Source organism: Roseateles sp. Mitsp63 (assembly GCF_059491535.1).
In genome coordinates, this window is sequence record NZ_CP168509.1 from 2,005,593 (window position 1) to 2,020,565 (window position 14,973).

Below are 14,973 nucleotides of genomic sequence, written 5' to 3' on the forward strand. Positions count from 1 at the left end.
GAGAGCCAGAGCGCAGTAGCGCCACACGATGCCACATTACGACTGGGTTTGGGGGAGCACGCCCCCGCTTCTGAAGCGCCACAGCGAGGTCAAGCATGCGCTGCTTCGCAACTACCTAATCAAATACTTCCTGACCTTGTTCTCGCGACTGCAGCGTGAACAGATCAGGATGACCGTTGTAGACGGCTTCTGCGGCGGGGGGCTCTACATCAATGAGGACGGGCGGGAGATGCCGGGATCGCCGCTGGTCATCCTCGAAGCCATCGAGGAGGCCAAATACCTGGTCATGAAGCGCCAAGACCGGCGCAAGCCCATTGACATTGACGTCGAGCTGATCTGCATCGACGAATGCCCGTCGGCGTTGGAGTTCCTGCGCAACCTGTTGATCCAGCGCAATTATGGCCAGGCCTTGGCCTCCGAGCGAATCCGGCTGATCCATGGCCAGTTCGCCGACTACAGCGACGCCGTCATCAAGCGCTGCGAGGCACGCAGCATCAGATCAGGCCGCGCGCTGTTCGTCCTCGACCAGTACGGCTATTCGGCCGTGCCCATGCATTGCCTGAGCGACATCTTCAGCAGGCTGGCCAAGGCCGAGGTCATCTTGACCTTCTACGTGGATGCACTGATCAAGTTCCTGGACCCGAAGAACCTGCACCAGTTCCAGAGCGCCACCGGCATCCGCACCGGGATGTCTGCGGCGGAGATCGACGATCTCAAGAAGTCGCCATGGTGGCGGGTGGCGCTGCAGGCCACGCTGTATGAGGACGTGACGCGTGCCTCGGCAGCGAAGTTCCACACGCCGTTCTTCATCCGCCCGGAGCAGGGCTTCGGCGACTTCTGGCTGCTGCACCTGTCGCAGCACTGGAAAGCTCGGGACGTCATGGCGTCCACCCATTGGGAGCACCACAATCACTTCGCGCACTACGGTGGCGCCGGCTTCAACATGTTCAGCACCGGCTACATCGGCAAGCTCGACGACACCGGCAGGCTGCAGACTGGGTTTGATTTCTCTGACGTGGCAGCCGCGGTCAGCGAAGACACCATGCTGGAGCAGATACCCAAGCTCCTCAGCGAGGTGCCCGATGGCATCAGCTTCGAGCAGTTCTTCATGCGGCTGATCAACACCACGCCGGCGACGCGGGACATGGTCGAGACGACATTGCTCAAGCTCAGCGCTCATCAGCAGGTTCAGGTGCTGGGCGATGACGGCGTGCCTTCCAGCGCACGCGTGCATCTGAAGCCCGAGCATGTATTGCGCCGGCCACCCCAAGGGGCGTTCAGCTTCTCGTTCAAGGGGGATGGGTCATGAGTCAGCAGGCCTTCACCAAGTCTGCTGGGTCGATCGTCACATGCGGATAGCCAGACCGGTTGCATTCATGCCTGGAGCGGACGATCTTCGACATCGATGGCGGTCCGAGGATTGCGGCCGCGACGGATCCCACCAACACGCCCAGCTTGGCCGAGCGCAGCAGCGCCGGCTCAGTGAAGGCCAGCATCGCGATGAAGATCGACATCGTGAAGCCGATGCCGGCCAGCAGCCCGACCAACACCACACCGTCCCAGCTCTCCCCCGCCGGGAGACAACACCAGCCTAGCTTGACCAGCAGCCAGTTGGTGACGACCACGCCCAGCGGCTTGCCCACGACGAGTGCGCTGGCCACACCAGCAGCGATCACCCACCAGGCGCCGCCGGCGTTCAGGTCGACGTGCCCAGCGCCACGCCAGCATTGGCCCATGCGAACACCATAATGTGAGGCGCCGTACGACCTGGGCCGACGCGTTCCCATCAAAAATGTCGGCGCAACCTACGTCTGACGGTCCCGACCGATCGCCTCGATGGCGGCGGCCTGGTATTGCGATAAACCATAGCGCCGGTTCCAATGAGAGAGGCCATGAAGCGAGTCAAAGTTGCTCCCGGAAAGTTCGTCCTGATCAGCGCGGAGCTGGTCGAGAAGACAGCAAGGATGCGTCTCCCAACGCGAGCAGAAATAGACGCCTTGATGGTGTCCTCGCCCAAGCGAAACACCGGGCGGATGCTTGGGAATCCACTCCTGCATAGGAGCAAGCCGAAGCAAGGTTGAGAGCTGCTGGGTCGAGTTCCGTCGCCACGCCGGACAATTGATCGATGGCGCTCGCGCTGCCCATCCTCCCCACGAAGCATTTTGCCTGCTCGAACCATAGCGGCGTCGGGTGTGGCACGAAGTGCGCACATCGCATGCCTTAAGCCGTGGCGTTCACTGCCGCTCACCGACGAGCGGCGGGATCGTCCTGAACAGCAGTCATTCATCGCCAGCCGGTCCCACTGACCGCCTGATCCGGCCGCAGACATTGGCCGATTGACTGCCTATGTCTCTGGACAGCCTGAACCGGCCAGCCCTGACCCGGTCAACTTGAACCGGCACAGGTGGGCAAGTCGACCGGAATACGCAATCAGCGGCCTGGAGTTTTAGGAGCGCTGTTTTGGCGCGGAGCGGCGAACAGTCGAGCTCCCTGATATCAGCCTCAGCAAAAGAACGCTCGCACCGAGGATCCGCAAGCCAAGTGCCTGGATGAATCTGGCAGGATCGTAGCTACCGGTGTGAACGCGCAAGTTATCGTCTGAGGAGAAACGGCGTGGCTCTTGAGGACCTTTCGTCGGATCAACGCGATCTGGCCTCTTTCATTTCCCTAATCTCGCAGCGCAGTTACCGCGCCGTGTGGATGCAAGGCATCGAAGTCGACGTGTGGCACGCGTTGCATGCCGCCGATGGGGGCGGCGCGCCTTTGAATATCAGCCCCGGGGAGGTCCAGCACCTGCTTGATCTGAGCGGCCGATGCGGCGGCTGGATCATGTTCGACGCCAACTGCGGCGAGACGTTCGTGCCGATCCAGGACTGGACGCACGAGCAGAACTCGTGAAAACGAGACCGCCCTACCATCGTCGCTTGCGTTGCGGTGTCAGTTCCGTTTGCCTAGCCGCGCACGCGGCGCGGACCGCGGCGTTATGGTGATGCGTATTTCGGTGAATTTGATCGGCTTGTTCGACAGCGTGAACACGAATGTTCGGCAACGTTCACATAAACGCGGAACTGCTTGCTCTTCTGATGCCACTCCTGGAAGCCGATTCGGCCCGGGTCGCAGGCGCAGTGAGAAGCTCTGACCACGACATCCGGAGCGCCCACGGGAGGACTCGATTGCTGGAACGGCTGCTCGGCTCGAGTTCGAGTTCACCCTCCAGGTGGAGCTAGCTGAGCATGACCCGCTGCTGGAGTCGTTGCTGCAGCGACTCGACGACGCCGGCTATTCGGACGCACTGGTCGGCGCTGGGGCAACGTGCTCTGTCGAGCTTCAGTTCATCACATCCGCTAGGACGACGGACGAGGCCTTGCATGGGGCCGCAGAGGCCATTGAGGGAGTGTTCCAGGGCGCGAGAGTGACCCGCATCATTCCGACGTCGGATACCCCTCGGTCGCCGTTCCGAATTTGACTCGAAGAGCCCGCCTCATTTAGTCCCCTACCGTCAGACCATCCTCCCCGAGTGATTTGGTTCGAGGGGTACCCGCTTGAATGGCATGTGTCCGGCGAATCCGCCGTGAATCGGCTTCTTTGAATCTGCTGCTGAGCTCGGCCAGCATGTCACCCACCAACTCCCGAGCTGATTCACGCGTTGGGAGCAAGGCCAAGGCCCGCTACGGCGCCTAAGGTCGCGAGCTGCCCATGCGGCGGCGACGCGGGGTAAACTTTTTCGATGTTGAGCAACCATCGCCTCAGGCCAATCACGTCCGAGCCCTCCGCCGTACGCAAATCCGCACCGGCGCGTCGGTCCCGGCTTGGCTTGCTGACTTCCCTTGCATTGATCGTGTTGATGGTCGATCAGGTCACCAAAGCTTGGGCGCTCTCCGGTCTGGAGCAAGGGGCGCGACACCCAGTCCTGGGCAACGCATTGGGCATCCAGCTGCTGTTGAACCCCGGCGCCGTCCTTGGCCTGGGCAGCGGGAGCACCTGGCTGCTCACCGTGATCGCCGTCGCGGCCACCGTGCTCATCGTCCGTTTCTCCCGCCGTCTGAGCAGCACTGGGTGGACGATGGCGCTCGGCTCGCTGCTCGGCGGCACGCTTGGCAATCTGATCGACAGGCTGATGCGCGACCCCGGCTTCGGAAGGGGCCACGTGATCGACTTCATTGCCTATGGGAATTTCTTCGTCGGCAATGTCGCAGACATCGCTATCACCGTGGCCGCGGGGCTGATGATGATTCTTTCCTACCGCGGAGTGCCGTTGGACGGGTCTCAGCCCTGAAGCCGCACGCCCCTCAAGGTGAGAGGCTTTCGACTTGAGAAATGAGTTCTCGGCTGACGCCGAGTTCGAAGTACGCCTTGTAGCCACTGAAGTAGAGGCCGCTGATGGTCCGGGCCGGGTTAGAGACGCTCGTCAGCCAGTTCAAGCTCTGACTTGTGAGCGCGCAGGTAAGCATGTCGGCGCCGACCTGTCCGGTAGGCATTGGATGAATTCCTAGGCGCCAGCTGAGATGCTCTAAAGCGCTGCTGCTCCCCGGGGCTATGGGACACGCCCATTGCGGGCACCGTGCACCGCCATACGTCAGGCGGGCTCAACGGGCGGTTTACGGCACTGGACACGCAGAGAGGGCGCCCTGCAAGCCCTCGAAGGTCCGCTCGGCGATCTCCTGCAGTTCGTCCTGTGTCTGCGCTGCGGCGCGGTTGGCCAGCAGCGCCACGCCGTAGCCCAGCGCCGGGTAGAACTCGACGTAGCTGCTGCTGCCGAAGGTGCCGCCGGACAGCCGGTATTTGCGCAGCCCAGGCTGCGGCGTGGAGACAACCCAGGTGAAGGCGATCTGCCGGTCGGCAGCCTCGGTGAAGCGTGGCTGCAGGCTCAGCTGCACAGCGCGGTTGCCCGGCGCCAGCAGCAGTTGCAGGTAGTGCGCCATGTCCTGGGCGCTGTAGCGCAGCCCCCCGGCCGGCGTCAGCGACTCGCCGCGAAAGGGCGGCATCGGCCGGTGCCGGTCGTCGTAGCCGGTGGCGGACTGGCCATCGGGCGCGAGGGCGGTGCCGTCGCGCATGCCGGCAGGCTTCTCGATCTTGTCCTGCAGCACTTGCGCGAACGGCTTGCCGTAGGTCTTGGCGAGGACGACGCCCAGCAACTGGGCCGCCACGTTGGAGTGGGCGGCCTGCGTGCCGGGGCGGTCGAGCAGCCGCACCTGCTGGAGGTCTTGCAGAAAGGCGCCATTGCCATACCCCTGCAGCAACCGCGACGCCGCCTCGGCCTGCTGGTCGGCGGGCAGTTGGACGATGGGCGCGGGGTCGGGCAGGTAGTCGGGCAGGCCGGAGGTCGTGTCGGCGAGCTGGCCCAAGGTCACGGGCGTGCCGTCCTGCCATTGCAGTTGCCCAAAGCGTCCGGGCAGGTGGCGCCGCACGTCGTCGTCAAGCCGCAGCCGGCCCTCGGTCACGGCCTGTGCGAGCAGCAGTGCCGTCAGCGCCTTGGAAGCGGAGCCCACCTCGAAGACCGTGTCCGCAGCGACCTTCTGCCCGTCGTCCCGGTTGGCGACACCCCGAAGGACGATGAACGCCTGCCCACAGCGGACGCCGCCGATGGCCAGGCCGTCGCCGCGGCCCTCGCCCACGAACCGGCTGGCCTCGGCGGCGAAGCGGCTCGTCAACTGCGCATCGGGGTCGCCGGGCGCGGCCAGCACTTGCGGGTTGCAAAGCGCCGCAAAGGTCAGCAAGGCCGTGCGTGCCATCCAAATGGTCATGGGGAGTCTGTCAAAGCGTTGCGGGTGCCGAGGCGCACAACTCCTGCGCCAGGCGCCTTGCCACCTCCCGCGACAGCAGAAGGCGGCGAGACAGCCTAGGCAGACGCTGCTTGTCGCAGTGCATCTTTGCGATGAACTGTCGTGGCGGGATGCCGAATTCCCCGCGCGATGGGCCAACGCCGCAATGCCGCTGGCCGTCGTCTGATGCAGGAATCGAAAGGGCACCCATGCTTCACGTCGGCTGTCCTGCCCGGCCCCAAGCCCCGTCCCCATGCGAGCGGGACGTCTATGCCCTGCTGCGCGATCAGCATGGCCGCTAGTGCCGTAGCACTGACTCCGCAGCTCAGAATGCCGAGGCGGGGCTCACTGGAAAGCATGACGTCCGTCCCGGTTAAGGCCTGCGGCGTAGAAGCACGCACATGTTCGCTTCCGTTGCTTTCGTCGCCTGCCTGATCCTTTCGCTGAAGAAAAAGCTCCCGGCATGTGCCGGGAGCCGGAACTTCTTCGCTGTCAGCGTCGAAGCCTGCTCAGGGAGGATAAGCAGGGAGCTTGCACTCGATGTGAATGGTAGCGGTAGACGGCTGGCACGTCGCCGTGCGTGCGGCTCTACCACTATAGGGGAGCCGGCCGTCTGGCTCAGTGACACGACTTCAACTGCACGAGGTCCGTATTCGCGGGCGCGGCTAAGCTAGCTGCGCAACGGAACTGTTAGCACAGAAGAGGCGCGGGGACGGCCTAGTCGCCCTGCCGCGACGTCAGCAGGTCGCCGAGATCCTGCTCAAGCCGGACCAGGTCCACTGGCTTCGTCCAATATGCGACGGCGCCGCCTCGGATCGACTCTTGTACGTGTTCGGCAGACGTGTGTGCCGTGAGCACAGCGATCGGAACGGCGCGTCCGTCCGCCAAGCGCCGCAGTCGTCGCAGCACCTCACTCCCCGGCAAGTCCGGTAGGGTCAGGTCGACGATGACGGCATCCGGGCGTTCCCGTTCATAGGCGAGTAAGCCCTCCTCGCCGGTCTCTGCAACAAGCAGCTCAAATCCTTGAAACTTCTCGGCCCAACTTTGCAGCAGACAAATGTTGGTCGTGTTGTCCTCAATGTAAAGGACGCGGCCTTTGAGTAAGGGCGAAATGCGATTGGCCATGCCTTCAAGGTAGCAGATCGGGCGCCGCGGCTCATCACCAATCTTGACGTCGGCAGCGATGGCGCGCGCTTCCCGTGCATCATTCACAGAAGCCTATATCAGCAAGCGCTTCCGTCCCTTCGCCGTCCGAGGGGCGGCGAATTGTCCAAGTTGTATCGGTGCCCTGCGTGGTTCGCCGATTCAGGCTGCGCCGGAGAGCCACTCTCCGGCGACGAGCATTCCGAAGCCGCGCTGCGTTGGCATCTTCGATCCTCCATCGGTGGCGTATGAGGTCCGTCGCCAATTAGTTGGCTGATCGGGTCATGCACCCCTAGACTCGAAGCCTTGCTCAAAGGTCACATCAGGGAGAGAACGATGACCGAAGAGACTGCGGCGCTCACGCGCTGCTGCGCCTCACGTGGAGCTGGCGCGACTTGCCGACCCGGATGCACTGGTACGAACGGTCGATGCGGCGGCCTCAAGCCATGACCGCACGCGACCTCGCGCCTCTGGCGGACGACGAACTCCCGGCCCATCTGCTGGCTGCCTGGGAAGCGGTCACGACGCCGCTACTCGTCCACGACGAGCACCGCGTCATCCACGCAAATGCCGCGATGCTGCGCTTGCTGGGCTATGAGGCCTCGGCGCTGGCGGCGATGCCCTTTGACGCCTGGGCAATACCTACACAGCGCCAGGCACTGCGCGATTACGGCCTGCAGTCGATCGCGCACGACGCGTTGCCGCCAGCCATCGAGGTGGAGGCGGAGACCCGAAGCGGGTCCATCCGCTCGCTGGAATTGACCGCGCGGCCGTACACCGTGCAGGGGCGTCGCCTGAACGTGCTCACGGTGCAGGACTTGAGCGACAGCCGGCATGTGCAGACCAGCTTGCTCAATGTGGGACGGGTGCTGCACCAGATCATCGAGAACAGCCCGGTCGCCAGCTTCGTGCTCGACGCCGAGCACCGCGTCACGCATTGGAATGCGGCCTGCAGCAAGCTGACCGGGACCGAGAGCTTCGACATGATGGGGCGCCGCGACGCCTGGACAGCCTTTTATCCCGAGCCTCGCCCGCTGTTGGCCGATCTGATCATCGACGGCACGATCGAGGCCCAATGTGTTCCGCTTTACGAAGGCCGCTGCCGGCGCTCGGAGACCATCGACGACGCCTACGAGGTCGAGGCCTTCTTCCCGAAGATGGACGACGGCGGCCGCTGGCTGTTCTTCACCGCTGCGCCGTTGCTCGACGCACAGGGGACCGTGGTGGGTGCGATCGAGACGTTGCAGGACGTCACGCAGCGGCGTCGCGCCGAGGAGGAACTGCGCCGCCATCGCGCCGAACTCGAGGAGCTGGTGACCGAGCGCACGGCGGAGCTGCTGCAGACGCACCACGAGCTGGAGGCCTTCCTCGAGAACGCGTCGGTGGGCATCGTGACCACTCTGAATCATCGGATCGTCCGCGGCAATCGAAAGTTCGCTGAGATCTTCGAACTCGGGGACACGCCGGCCAGTGGCACGCCAACACGGATGCTCTTCTGCAGCGACGAGGACTTCCAGGCGTTGGCTGACGTGGCCTATCCGGTGCTCTCGCGCGGCGAATCGCTGCAGCACGAGATGGAGATGCAGTCCATCAGCGGCAAGCGCTTGTGGATCCAGATGATCGCGTACGTCGCAAACCCGCAGGACCGGCTCGCGCGCATCTGGTGGCTGCTGCAGGATCGCACCGAGGAGCGCCGCGTGCAGCAGGTGCTCGCGGAGAACTACGAGCGCATCAAGCTCACCAACATGCGGCTCGAGGAGGCGCAGAACCAGTTGCTGCAAGCTGAGAAGATGGCCTCGATCGGCCAGCTCGCCGCCGGCGTGGCGCATGAGATCAACAACCCGATCGGCTTCGTCACCTCCAACCTCGGCACGCTGCGGGGCTATGTCGAGCCGATGTTCGGACTGCTGGACGCGATGCAGTCGACCATCGGCGAACTGCCCGAGTCCGTGCGGGCGGCGCTGAAGGAGCTCGACCGCCGCATCGACCTGTCCTTCGTCAAGGAGGACCTGCCGCAGCTGCTCGACGAGAGCGAAGACGGCCTGGTGCGAGTCAAGAAGATCGTCCAGGACCTGAAGGACTTCTCGCGCGTGGACCACGCCGAGTGGCAGGACGCCGACCTCAACGCCGGCCTGGACTCGACGCTCAACGTCGTCATGAACGAGGTCAAGTACAAGGCCGAGGTGCGCAAGGACTACGGCCAGCTGCCGCCGGTGCGCTGCATCGCGGCACAGCTCAACCAGGTCTTCATGAACCTGATCGTCAATGCCGCGCATGCGATCCCGCAGCGCGGCGAGATCCGCCTGACGACGCGCGCCGAGGGCGACTGGGTCTGGGTCCAGGTCGAGGACACCGGCACCGGCATGAGTGAGGAAGTCAGGCAGCGCATCTTCGAGCCCTTCTTCACCACCAAGCCGGTGGGCAAGGGCACGGGGTTGGGGCTATCGCTGTCCTACTCGATCGTCCAGAAGCACGCCGGGCGCATCGAGGTGGAGAGCACGCCGGGTCGGGGGACGCGCTTTCGTGTCTGGGTGCCCGTCAAGCCTCAGGCGGCCGAGCCGTGCCAAGGATGAACCCCATGGAGGCAAAGATGGAACTCGACACGGTGTCTTACCTGTTTCAGAGCCCTCAAGGAACCTTCAAGATCAAGGAGCGGTTCAACGGGCGCTGGCGAGTCATGCACAACGACATGCCTTGGGGTGACTCGTTTAGCTCGCCACGGAAAGCTGCGGCTGCGGTCTCCCTGGTCTTCGGCGTGCCGGGTGAGTTGCGGGCGTGGACGGAGGTCGGGCATTTCCATACCGACCGCGGTGGCCTTGCGCGCTGATCCTGTCGGCACGGGAGATGGCCACAGGACACAACAATGCTTCAGCGACTCGGCAACGACTTCGTCTGTGCCGGTACTCCGTGCTGTCATTCATCATGGCAGGCGAAGCCTACAGGCCCATCGCCCCGATCTGCCCGGCGACGGCGAGTCCGATGGGCCACCGGCGGTCTCGTCCCCCGTTATCGGTCAGCCAATCTTCGAGCTGTTGAACCGGCTGGCGATCCGGCCACGATTCATCGACCTGCGTGACCGGGGCGCGCCTGTGGGCCCGCAGATCACCATGCAAGTCCCTGGAACAAGTCCTTCGCCTCAGCATCCAAAGCGCCAACCCGCACCGAATGGGTCGGGGACCCGGATAGGAAGCAACGCAAGCCTACTGGGCCTACCCGAATAGGAAGAATGCAGCGCAGGCCATGGCGCATCTGACCTTGCAAGGCACACGCAACACCTCCATTTCCGGTGGTGGGCGGAAGTGGCCGAACGGCTCGCCCCCGAACATTGCGGAAGAGGATTAGCGAGTGATGAACCTTCCGGGGGCACGTGGACACGCAGCCGTGCATATTTCAACCGCCGCTGACCATGAAGTTCAGTGCGACCGGATCGATCGATTCGGTAACGTGTGCACCGCGGAGTCGGCAGTGAAACTCACTGACGGTTCAAGGCTGGACGCGGCCCGTCGCCGATGCACATGTGGCTGACAGCTTCCGACCGAGGCTGTGTGAAAACCCTCCTGGTGATCTGATCGACGCTGCCTAGATTCATCGTGTCGATGCGACATGGTGGAGGTGACGATGGCGCGATTCGTCGAAGGTCAGGGGCGGCATCAAGTGACGCTGCTGCCAGAGTGCCTGGATGACTTCATCGCTGAAGACAATCCTGTCCGCGTCATCGATGCCTACGTTGAAGAGCTTGATCTCGAAGCGCTTGGCTTCGCTGGCGCCACGCCAGCGGCGACGGGCCGCCCGGCCTACCACCCGGCGGTCTTGCTCAAGATCTACATCTACGGCTACCTCAACCGTGTCCAGTCAAGCCGGAGGCTTGAGCGCGAAGCACAGCGCAATATCGAGCTGATGTGGCTGACTGAGCGGCTGGCTCCGGACTTCAAGACCATCGCCGATTTCCGCCGTGACAACGGACAGGGCATCCGCAGCGTCTGCCGTCGCTTCGTCGAGCTGTGCCGGCAGCTGAAGCTGCTGAGCGGTGACGGCGTGGCGGTCGACGGCAGCAAGTTCAAGGCAGTCAATAGCCGCGACCAGAACTTCACCGCCACCAAGATCGAAAAGCGGCGCCAACAGATCGAGGAGAGCATCCAGCGCTACCTCGCGGCGCTCGACACCGCGGACAGGACGTTGCCGCTCATGGAGTTCGGCCCAAGGTATGCCCAACTCAGCCACAAGCTGGATGGTCTGCGTGAGCAGATGCAGCGGCTAGACGAGATGGAGCAGCACCTCCTGAAGCAGCCAGACAAGCAGGTATCTCTCACGGATCCGGACGCGCGTGCGATGGCGACCCAGGCCGCGGGCAGCGGCGTCGTGGGCTACAACGTGCAGGCAGCGGTCGACACCAAGCACCACCTGGTCGTCGCGCACGAGGTCACCAACATCGGCAGCGACAGAGCACAGCTCAGCGGCATGGCGCTCGCGGCGCAGGAGGCGATGGGTAAGCCCAATCTGAAGGTCTACGCCGACCGGGGCTACTTCAACGCCCCGCAGATCAAGCGTTGCGCGGACAACGGCATGAGGCCCTTCGTGCCCAGGCCGATGACGTCAAGCGCGAAGGCCGAGGGTCGCTTCGACAAGACTGACTTCATCTACATCGCCAAGGACGACGAGTACCGATGTCCAGCAGGCGAGCGGGCCACCTATCGCTTCACGCGCGATGAGCACGGGCTGCAGATCCGCCGCTATTGGAGCAGCGCGTGCCCCGCATGTCCGATGAAGACGCAGTGCACGCCATCCAAGCACCGCCGCATCTCGCGATGGGAACACCAGGGCGTGCTCGATGCCATGCAGCTGCGATTGGATCGAAACACGGATGCCATGATGATCCGACGTCGGACGGTAGAGCATGTCTTCGGCACGCTCAAACACTGGATGGGCAGCACGCATTTCCTGACGCGCAGGCTCGGCAACGTCAGCACCGAGATGAGCTTGCAGGTCCTGGCCTACAACCTCAAACGGGTGATGCAGATCTTGGGCATCAAGAAGGCAGCGCAGGCGATGAGGCTGGTGGGCGCATGAGCGCCCTTTAAACATCGCATCGCAGCTCGGATGCCCTGAGCACTCCTCAAGCTCAGACGAGCCCTCGGAGAGCCCGTGGGCGCTTCGCTGGGGACGTGCTTGGCCTAAGCTCGTGGCGGGCCGCAGTCAAACCGCGTTTCCACACGGCCTCGGCTGAAAGCGGACGTTCGACAACCCGACAGGAGATTGCGAGTGGCCGCCGCACGGCAGCCACGCCCATCTCAATGCTGTGCGTGAATCACGAGCGTCTGCGCCGAACTGCGGCCTCGGCGTGGGCCTCAAGTCGCCTTCACGGCCAGGGGAGTCCGATATCCACTACGGCGGCCGATCAATCGCTCTACCAGCAACCGACCGATGAGGCGCGGTCATTCCAGCCGAATGCGGTCAGGTCCGAGGTCCCCAGTGCATTGAAGGTGTTGCCACCGTTGTACTTGTTCTCGTACAACACGCACACATATATACCGGTGCCGCACACGAACGAAGAGATGACATCGTTCCAATCACCGAGGCCAAGAAATCCTCTGCTGACCTCGCTGAGTCTCGCATAGCCGCGATTCTTGTTCAGGCTGAGATCATCCCCTTCATAGTAAGCATCGGAATAGAACACCACTTGATTGTCGGGGGCCGGCGGCGGCCCTCCGCTTGTACGGGGATCCCCAAATCCTTCCGGTCCATCGGACCCTCTCGGCGGACTCACGATCGCACCCACGTCATCCAGGGTGCCAATGGACGGCCCTCCACCCTGGACATTGGCGGGCACCAATGGGGGCGACGAGGCTATCGATGACAGGTACGTGAACTCCCACCATCGCGCGATGACCGCTCGATCCTCTACAGCAACGAGTGGGCTGCCCGCCCGTGTCGCAACAAAGTGAAGCTCCTTTCCGTTGAAGCGCCTGATGTCCTGGGGGTCGTACACCGTCCCGTTCACGACGAACGGAATATGTGGCACGGGATGGACGGTCTTCGCAACGAGATCCGGTGCGGTTGGCTTCGAGAAGCCGGCGAGGTCGATGCATGTCTGGGCTCGAGCTCTTTCGATTGAAACCCTCGACGCACGAGCCACCAGGGCAAGCACGGCGTCAAGGGCATCGAATCCCTCCTTCTTGATCTGAGCCGAAATATCTTCGACCCGAGCGTCTCCGTATGCCACTGCCGAAATGAGTTTCAGCAATTGGTCCTTGCGGGTGTCTTCGCTTGATTGCATGGTGCCTCTCCCTGATGTCTTGCAGAGGAATCTGCATTGCGGAGTCTGATCTCGTTTGCCTCGCGGCGGAAATCCCCGGCTCCGAATGGCGATGCTCGCCAACGTTCAGCAGTCAATCTGTTGGCGTCAAAGCCCCTTCATAGCAGCCGCAGCCTTAGAGCGACACCAGGATCCAGCCTTCCGACACGGGGGCATGATTGGGAGAGTGTGGGGAACTGCAACGTCCCCCTTGCTTCGCATTGCGTCGGGCCGCGTCAGTGCCGAAACGCAATCGACCTCAATTGGTCCATGCCGATATTGAACGTGCCAAGGTCGTTTTCGCCTCCGAATCCATAGATGGAGCTGCCCGCTCCCAGCGAATCCTGGATGATCTTGCCGTCCGCGAGCGTGATCTTCACGTCCACCCGTTCTGAGTAGGTCTTTTCCACTTCGATCGAACTGATGTTCTCGAACCCAATCGACTGGCCATTCAACAGATGGAGTTGCGCATCGTAGTTGGCCGTCTGCTTAAAGCTGTCTCCAAAGAGCGCTGTCACCTTGCCGTCTTTCGACGTGACGAGGACGGTCGCCCGTTTCGTGCTCTGTGTCGCAGGAGCCGCGTTCGCCTCGAGCCGCGGCTGGCCCGCAGCCACGGTGTTCGTGGCCTGCGGAATTGCGCTCGGCGCCGCAGTTTCCTTCTGGCCGTGGCCCGGCCCGAGCACGCCATTTTGGTAGAGGCCCACAGTAAGCCCCGTGATTGCCGTCAACAGCGCCGCCGCTCCCGTAAGGACGCCCGGAAGACTCGTCCAGAAACCTGACTTCTTCTCCGCATTGTTCGCTGACCCGTCCACGGCTGTTCCCCTTGCAAGTGGCAGACTCCTCCGTATTCCCATGCTGACGATCGTGACAGGCTGCGCAGGCTTCTCATCCTGCGCAGTTCGGTTGTATCGCCAGTCCGTCCGCGGAGAATAAGCGAGGCCCTCCAGGTTTGCCAATGGTCGTACCTTCCAGGTGGCCTTCCGGCAGCCGGCTCAGGGGAGCCCCCGTCCCCCTAATCTTACGGAGTGAACCCCTGCGGCTGGCTTTGGCGGCCTACAGGCAAGCTGACGTTGCTAAAGGTCAGCTTGTGGCCGGGAACTCCCGTTCACGCACACGCCACATAGCTGCCGTCAGGCGATCGGGCGGAGCCAAATCTTTGGCGAGCTCTCTAGTGCTCCGAGTCACGCCCTTGGGACATCTCGATGAAAGCGTCCATTGCGCACATCTTGGCGAGCTCCGGATGAGCGAACTCGCCCTCTAGGCGCCGGCGAATCGGCGGCCCGACCTCCGGTGGCGGGGTCAGTACTAGGACGGGTGCAAACATCCCGTTCTCAAGAGGCTCAGCCTCGACGTCGGCTTCCCAGTCATCCAAAGTTGTTGGCCTCCCCGGTTGTTCAGGCTAGTCGCCAGTACTTCTGCCAGATGGTCCTAACGGCGTCCGCTGCGAGTTCGCGCTTCGCTATGCGCTCGTACCCTTCGACGCGATCGAGGGCGACCAGCAGGTCCGCGCCCTCGTCCTGCAGCACCTCGTAGGGCCAACCTTCACGCAGAGCGTCTTCTGCGACGAGGTCCGGGTGAACATCGTCGTGGCCAGGAGGTCGGGAAATTCGAATCTCAACTCGCTGCTGCGGTGCCATCGCTTGGCCTTCTTGCTGAACTCTCGTTGATAGCGCGTACACGGCCTCAGGCCCGAACTTTTCACCATCGAGAAAGCACTCTGGGGAGTTCCTCCTCCGATCTGCCCAACCTCGACCGCCGCGCTGCCCGTGCGGGGGT

The 14,973-nt window shown here is 63.2% G+C and carries 12 protein-coding genes; 6 read left to right on the forward strand and 6 right to left on the reverse strand.

Going from position 1 to position 14,973, the window contains the following annotated elements:
- Positions 1–28 precede the first annotated feature (28 nt).
- Positions 29–1,309 (forward strand): three-Cys-motif partner protein TcmP, encoded by a 1,281-nt coding sequence (locus ACEN96_RS08800; RefSeq protein ID WP_495587645.1) that lies wholly within the window; start codon positions 29–31, stop codon positions 1,307–1,309.
- Between the two features lies 1 nt (position 1,310).
- Here ACEN96_RS08800 and ACEN96_RS08805 read toward each other — a convergent pair whose 3' ends face one another.
- Positions 1,311–1,736, reverse strand: coding sequence for a Na+/H+ antiporter NhaA (locus ACEN96_RS08805; protein ID WP_495587646.1), 426 nt, complete (start codon positions 1,734–1,736; stop codon positions 1,311–1,313).
- An 877-nt stretch (positions 1,737–2,613) separates the two neighbouring features.
- On the opposite strand from ACEN96_RS08805, the gene ACEN96_RS08810 reads away from it, so the two are divergent.
- Together ACEN96_RS08810 and ACEN96_RS08815 are read left to right on the forward strand one after the other, a co-directional pair.
- Positions 2,614–2,898: a hypothetical protein gene (locus ACEN96_RS08810; RefSeq protein WP_495587647.1), complete on the forward strand. Its 285-nt coding sequence runs from the start codon at positions 2,614–2,616 to the stop codon at positions 2,896–2,898.
- A gap of 916 nt (positions 2,899–3,814) precedes the next feature.
- Positions 3,815–4,276: a signal peptidase II gene (locus ACEN96_RS08815; protein ID WP_495587648.1), complete on the forward strand. Its 462-nt coding sequence runs from the start codon at positions 3,815–3,817 to the stop codon at positions 4,274–4,276.
- A 322-nt stretch (positions 4,277–4,598) separates the two neighbouring features.
- On the opposite strand, the gene ACEN96_RS08820 is transcribed toward ACEN96_RS08815, so the two are convergent.
- Positions 4,599–5,744 (reverse strand): serine hydrolase domain-containing protein, encoded by a 1,146-nt coding sequence (locus ACEN96_RS08820; protein WP_495587649.1) that lies wholly within the window; start codon positions 5,742–5,744, stop codon positions 4,599–4,601.
- Positions 5,745–6,479: 735 nt separating this feature from the next.
- Complete coding sequence (locus ACEN96_RS08825; RefSeq protein ID WP_495587650.1) at positions 6,480–6,974, reverse strand: response regulator; 495 nt, start codon at positions 6,972–6,974, stop codon at positions 6,480–6,482.
- A gap of 377 nt (positions 6,975–7,351) precedes the next feature.
- On the opposite strand from ACEN96_RS08825, the gene ACEN96_RS08830 reads away from it, so the two are divergent.
- The 3 genes from ACEN96_RS08830 (at position 7,352) to ACEN96_RS08840 (ending at position 11,972) form a co-directional block, all read left to right on the forward strand.
- Positions 7,352–9,478, forward strand: a complete 2,127-nt coding sequence (locus tag ACEN96_RS08830) for an ATP-binding protein (protein WP_495587651.1) — start codon at positions 7,352–7,354, stop codon at positions 9,476–9,478.
- A 17-nt stretch (positions 9,479–9,495) separates the two neighbouring features.
- Positions 9,496–9,732, forward strand: coding sequence for a hypothetical protein (locus ACEN96_RS08835; RefSeq protein ID WP_495587652.1), 237 nt, complete (start codon positions 9,496–9,498; stop codon positions 9,730–9,732).
- Positions 9,733–10,523: 791 nt separating this feature from the next.
- Positions 10,524–11,972, forward strand: a complete 1,449-nt coding sequence (locus tag ACEN96_RS08840) for an IS1182 family transposase (protein WP_495588560.1) — start codon at positions 10,524–10,526, stop codon at positions 11,970–11,972.
- A gap of 337 nt (positions 11,973–12,309) precedes the next feature.
- On the opposite strand, the gene ACEN96_RS08845 is transcribed toward ACEN96_RS08840, so the two are convergent.
- The 3 genes from ACEN96_RS08845 to ACEN96_RS08855 all read right to left on the reverse strand — a co-directional run bounded on the left by ACEN96_RS08845 (position 12,310) and on the right by ACEN96_RS08855 (position 14,834).
- Entirely contained in the window at positions 12,310–13,179 is an 870-nt protein-coding gene (locus ACEN96_RS08845; protein WP_495587653.1) for a peptidase inhibitor family I36 protein, read from the reverse strand.
- 254 nt (positions 13,180–13,433) lie between these two features.
- A complete protein-coding gene (locus ACEN96_RS08850; RefSeq protein ID WP_495587654.1) occupies positions 13,434–14,009 on the reverse strand; it encodes a hypothetical protein in 576 nt (191 codons plus the stop codon).
- A gap of 582 nt (positions 14,010–14,591) precedes the next feature.
- The gene (locus tag ACEN96_RS08855; protein WP_495587655.1) at positions 14,592–14,834 is read right to left on the reverse strand and encodes a hypothetical protein; all 243 of its coding nucleotides are present in this window, start codon (positions 14,832–14,834) and stop codon (positions 14,592–14,594) included.
- Positions 14,835–14,973 lie beyond the last annotated feature (139 nt).

Bases quoted from the DNA above. Each gene is read 5' to 3' on its own strand.
- ACEN96_RS08800 (WP_495587645.1), top strand. From the start codon at position 29: ATGCCACATTACGACTGGGTTTGGGGGAGCACGCCCCCGCTTCTGAAG.
- ACEN96_RS08805 (WP_495587646.1), bottom strand. From the start codon at position 1,736: ATGGGCCAATGCTGGCGTGGCGCTGGGCACGTCGACCTGAACGCCGGC.
- ACEN96_RS08820 (WP_495587649.1), bottom strand. From the start codon at position 5,744: ATGACCATTTGGATGGCACGCACGGCCTTGCTGACCTTTGCGGCGCTT.
- ACEN96_RS08830 (WP_495587651.1), top strand. From the start codon at position 7,352: ATGACCGCACGCGACCTCGCGCCTCTGGCGGACGACGAACTCCCGGCC.
- ACEN96_RS08835 (WP_495587652.1), top strand. From the start codon at position 9,496: ATGGAACTCGACACGGTGTCTTACCTGTTTCAGAGCCCTCAAGGAACC.
- ACEN96_RS08840 (WP_495588560.1), top strand. From the start codon at position 10,524: ATGGCGCGATTCGTCGAAGGTCAGGGGCGGCATCAAGTGACGCTGCTG.
- ACEN96_RS08845 (WP_495587653.1), bottom strand. From the start codon at position 13,179: ATGCAATCAAGCGAAGACACCCGCAAGGACCAATTGCTGAAACTCATT.
- ACEN96_RS08855 (WP_495587655.1), bottom strand. From the start codon at position 14,834: ATGGCACCGCAGCAGCGAGTTGAGATTCGAATTTCCCGACCTCCTGGC.